Below are 3943 nucleotides of genomic sequence, written 5' to 3' on the forward strand. Positions count from 1 at the left end.
AGCTTGCGCGCCCGCGCGCCAGCCGGGCTTCGCTCTCTCCTCCCGGCCAGCACGCCCCCATCGGCAGGCACAACCGCTCTGCCCGGCCGAACCTCCCTGCTCAACCGAGCACAGCCGCCGGGTCCAGAGCGCTCCCCAACGGCACCCGGCTGACCATCCCGGCCGGCAGGCGCACCGGCGCGACCTCGCCATACCCGAGCACCCCCAGCACCTTCCGGTCGGCCAGTGGGTGCGCCCGCCCCTGGTCGGTCACCAGCAGCACCGTCCCGGCGTACGCGGCCGCGCTCGGCATCGCCTCCACCAGTGCCGCCCGCCCGGGCTCGACGTACACCCGGTCGGCCAGCGGCATCCCGAGCCCGGTCCGGCCCGGCGTCGCCATCGCGGCGGTGGCGGGCATCCGCGGGCCGACGTGCACCACCGGCGCCGCGGCCCCGGGCTCGTACGTCGCGCAGATCGTGTCGCCGGCGGCGAACTCCGGGCGCTGCCGGGGCGCCGCGCCCGGGCCCGCGTCCGCGGCCGGCGCGATCCGGGCCTCCGCGGCTTCGGCCGGTCCCAGCGGGACACCCACCGGCTGGCCGCCCCCGTAGGCCTGCCGCGTCGCCGGGTCGGCCCGCTGGATGTCGTACTGCAGCGGCGAAATCGGCCGCAACCGGTCCGCCTCGGCGAGGTAGTGCTCCCGGTTGCCCGCGGTGTCCAGGACGAGCAGCTGCCCGGCGCGGATGTCCGCCCGCCCCGGCACCGCCGACGACGGACCGCCCAGCCCGGCCGGCCGGACCGGCGCGATCGGCTCCCCCGCGGGCAGCACGTCGACCACCGCCATGGCCGTCCGGATCCTCGGCACCGACTGCAGCGCCAACCCCACCGTCACCGTGTCGGCCTGCCGGATCCGGTGCCGGTGGCCCCCGGCGATCAGGTACTGGTCGCCGCTGGCCGGCACCTCGGCGAGCACCGCCTCCGCCGGCGCTCCCCCGGGCGCCCCGGCCCCGACCAGCAGCACCGACTCGTCCACAGTGGAGCCGTCCGGGCCGGGCACCGGCGGTGAGCACAGGCTCCAGCCACCGGTCAGCAGCTGCCCGGGGTCCGGCAGCGAGTCGGGCGCGCCGGGGATCCCGATCTCCGCACCCCGCGGCACACCCGCGAGCGAATCGCGCGACACCGACACCGTTTCGACACGTTCACCGAGCGCCAGCAGCGCCGAGGCGTAGTTCGTCACCGGGTGCAGCACCCCGTCGAGGTACACGTACCGCGCCCCGGTCTCCTTCGCCACGATCACCGCGGGCCGGTCCCGCCACGTCGTGTTCCCGCCGGGGTTGACCAGCCCGTACACGCCGACCGCGACGAGGGCCAGCACCCCCAGCACGATGCTGCCGATCGCGGCCCCGCTCGGACGGCGGAACGGCGGCTGCTCCGGATCGGGCTCCCGCGTCACCAGCGCGGAAATGGCCCGCTGCGCGAGGAACTGGTGCGCCTGCAGCAGGTCGCGTTTGGACGCCACCGCTCACCCGCCCAGTCCGCGGACCAGCCCGTACACCCCGAGCACCGCGCACAGCACGGGCACGCAGGCGAGCACGACCGCCACCTCGAGCAGCTCGGCGTAGCGGCCGAGGAACGGGCTGGGCAGCCGCTTGCTGTGGCTGAGCCCCGCCAGCACGGCCAGCCCGCCCACCACGATCAGCACCGGCGCGGTGACGGCGAACGGAAGCCGCGCGCCGGGGCCGAGCGCGAGCGCGCCCGCGGCGGCCACCCCCGCCAGCAACAGCGGCGCCCGGTGCCGCAGGGCCGGGTAGAGCCGGGCGCGCAGGCAGAACCCCACTGACAGCACGGACAGCAGCACGACGACCGCGGTGCCGCCCGCCCGCGCGACGACGCACAGGCACAGCACGGTGACCGTCGCCGCCCCGGCGATCATCCCGGTCAGCAGCTGGTCGGCGCGCACCACCGCGGCGTAGACCGCCTTCCTGGGCGGTTGCGGGTCGTCGCGCACCAGGTCCGCGGTGGTGCGCGGGAGCACCGGCATCGGCACCCGGCCGAGGCGGATCGCCAGCGGCCCGGACAGCGGCGACAACAGCAGCACCGCCACGGCCGCCACCGCCGCGCCGTCCGCGCCGTCCAGCGCGTCCGTGGTCGCCGGCCACGACGCGACCGCCCCCACGACGCTCGCGGTGAGACCGGCGACGAACACCTCGGCGCGTTCGACCACGGCGAGCTGCCCCAGCACCGCGGCGATCAGCAGCGCCGAACAGCCGCCGAGCACCTGCGGCGCGCCCAGCCCGGCAGGCTGCGGCCCGGCCGCGAGCACCAGCGCTCCCCCGGCGAAGGCGAACGGCATCGCGAGGGCAGCCACCACGGCGCCCGCCCCGGCGTCGCCGAACGCCCTGGCCAGCGCGGCGCCCGCGGCGAGCAGGACGACGCCGCACCCGAGCGCGGCCCACGCCGCCGTCCCCCACGGCGGCCCGGCCCGCAGCACGGCGGCCAGCGCGAGCAGGACGGCGAACGCCCCGGTCAGCAGGCCCGCCGCGCGGGTGTGCACCGGCCCCCACAGGCGCCCGGTGTGCCCGGCTCCCTTGGCGATGGTGTCGGCGAGGTCGTCGTAGGACAGTTCCGGCCAGTGCAGGCTCCGGGACACCAGGTGCAGGACCTCGCCGTCGCGGATTCCGTACGCGGCCGGCGTCCGGCCGGGTTCGAGCACGGTGCCGTCACCGCGGCGGAGCAGCCAGCCCCCGCCGGCCACCCCGTCGTCGTGCAGGCTTTCACCGGCCCGGCGCAGCAGTCCCGGCAGGATCTCCCCCACCGGCGACCGCTCGGGCACGGCGAGGTCGATCCGCCGCCCGGGCGCGTCGATGGTCACCCGGACGAGGTTCGTCGTCGTCATGGCCCCCACCATGGGCTCGCGGGCCCGCGGCGGGAACCGTTCCGGCAGGTACCGGCCACCGCGCTGGTTGTCATCGGATCCTCATGTTCGGACCGGCAAGGTGATCGGCATGCTCCCGGCGACGACCACACACCAGCCCCCGCGGCCCAGCGCCGCGGCCGCACCGCAGGCCACTGGGCGGCCGGTCGCGACCGTCGCCGCCCAAGCCGTCACCACCACCGCGACCCCTGCCAGGACCGCGCCGCCACGCCCCGTGGCACAGCCCACGACCCCGGCCCAGCCCGCGCCGGTCCACATCGGACACCTCGCCGAGCCGCCCGAGGAGACCCCGGAGCAGCGGCACACGCCCGAGCTGCCCGCGCTGCGGATCGTCTGCTGGCAGCTCGCGCTGGTGCTGGGCCTGATCGCGATCGGCCGCCCCTGGCCGGTGACGGCGGGCCTGCTGACCACCGCGGCGATCCTGCTGGTCTGGACCGCGGGCCGCGCGGACGGCCGCTGGCTGTCCGACGAGGTGCTGCTCCGGGCGCGCCTGCTGCGGCGGCGCCGTCGCGTGGCACGCGGCGGGGACCTGCTCGGCCACCTCGCGCCGGGAGCCCGGATCCGCACCGCCGAAGTCGCGGGCGTGCCGGCCGGGGTGATCAGCCGCGAGGAAGAACTGCTCGCCGTCCTGCGCCCGACCGGCGGTGATCCCGGTGCGTTCGCCCGGCTCACGCTCTCCGGAGCGCTGGTCTCGGGATCCGGGACAGCACCGGTGATCCGGCTCCAGCTGGTCCTGCACCGCGGTCCTCGGCAGACGGACGAAACCCGGGCCTGGCTCGCCGTGCGCGCGGTGCGCGAGCCCGGCCTGGCCACCGACGACGAGCTGCTCACCGCGCTGACCGGCGCGGTGCGCCGCACGCACCGCGAACTCCGCGCCGCGGGCCTGGGCGCGGTCGCCCTGACCGAGCAGGAACTGCGCGCGGCGCTCGCCGCGCTCACCCACACCGGCCCCGGCCGGGACCGGGTCGCCCGAGGAGCGGCGGTGCTGGCGCGCGGGACCGGTCACCCACGATCGGCGTGCGCGTGACCGGC

At 77.5% G+C, this 3943-nt stretch carries 3 protein-coding genes; 1 reads left to right on the forward strand and 2 read right to left on the reverse strand.

What is annotated here, in order from left to right; translation table 11 throughout:
- Window positions 1-100 precede the first annotated feature (100 nt).
- On the reverse strand, window positions 101-1495 hold the full coding sequence (eccB, locus tag AMY39116_RS0341620; protein ID WP_020423512.1) for a type VII secretion protein EccB: 1395 nt from the start codon (window positions 1493-1495) through the stop codon (window positions 101-103).
- A gap of 3 nt (window positions 1496-1498) precedes the next feature.
- The gene (gene eccD, locus AMY39116_RS0341625; protein WP_027936706.1) at window positions 1499-2872 is read right to left on the reverse strand and encodes a type VII secretion integral membrane protein EccD; all 1374 of its coding nucleotides are present in this window, start codon (window positions 2870-2872) and stop codon (window positions 1499-1501) included.
- Between the two features lie 109 nt (window positions 2873-2981).
- Between eccD and AMY39116_RS44455 the strand changes: the two genes are divergently transcribed.
- Window positions 2982-3938: a hypothetical protein gene (locus tag AMY39116_RS44455; protein WP_157358883.1), complete on the forward strand. Its 957-nt coding sequence runs from the start codon at window positions 2982-2984 to the stop codon at window positions 3936-3938.
- Window positions 3939-3943 lie beyond the last annotated feature (5 nt).

This window comes from Amycolatopsis sp. ATCC 39116, from assembly GCF_000231075.2.
Taxonomy (GTDB): domain Bacteria; phylum Actinomycetota; class Actinomycetes; order Mycobacteriales; family Pseudonocardiaceae; genus Amycolatopsis_E; species Amycolatopsis_E tucumanensis.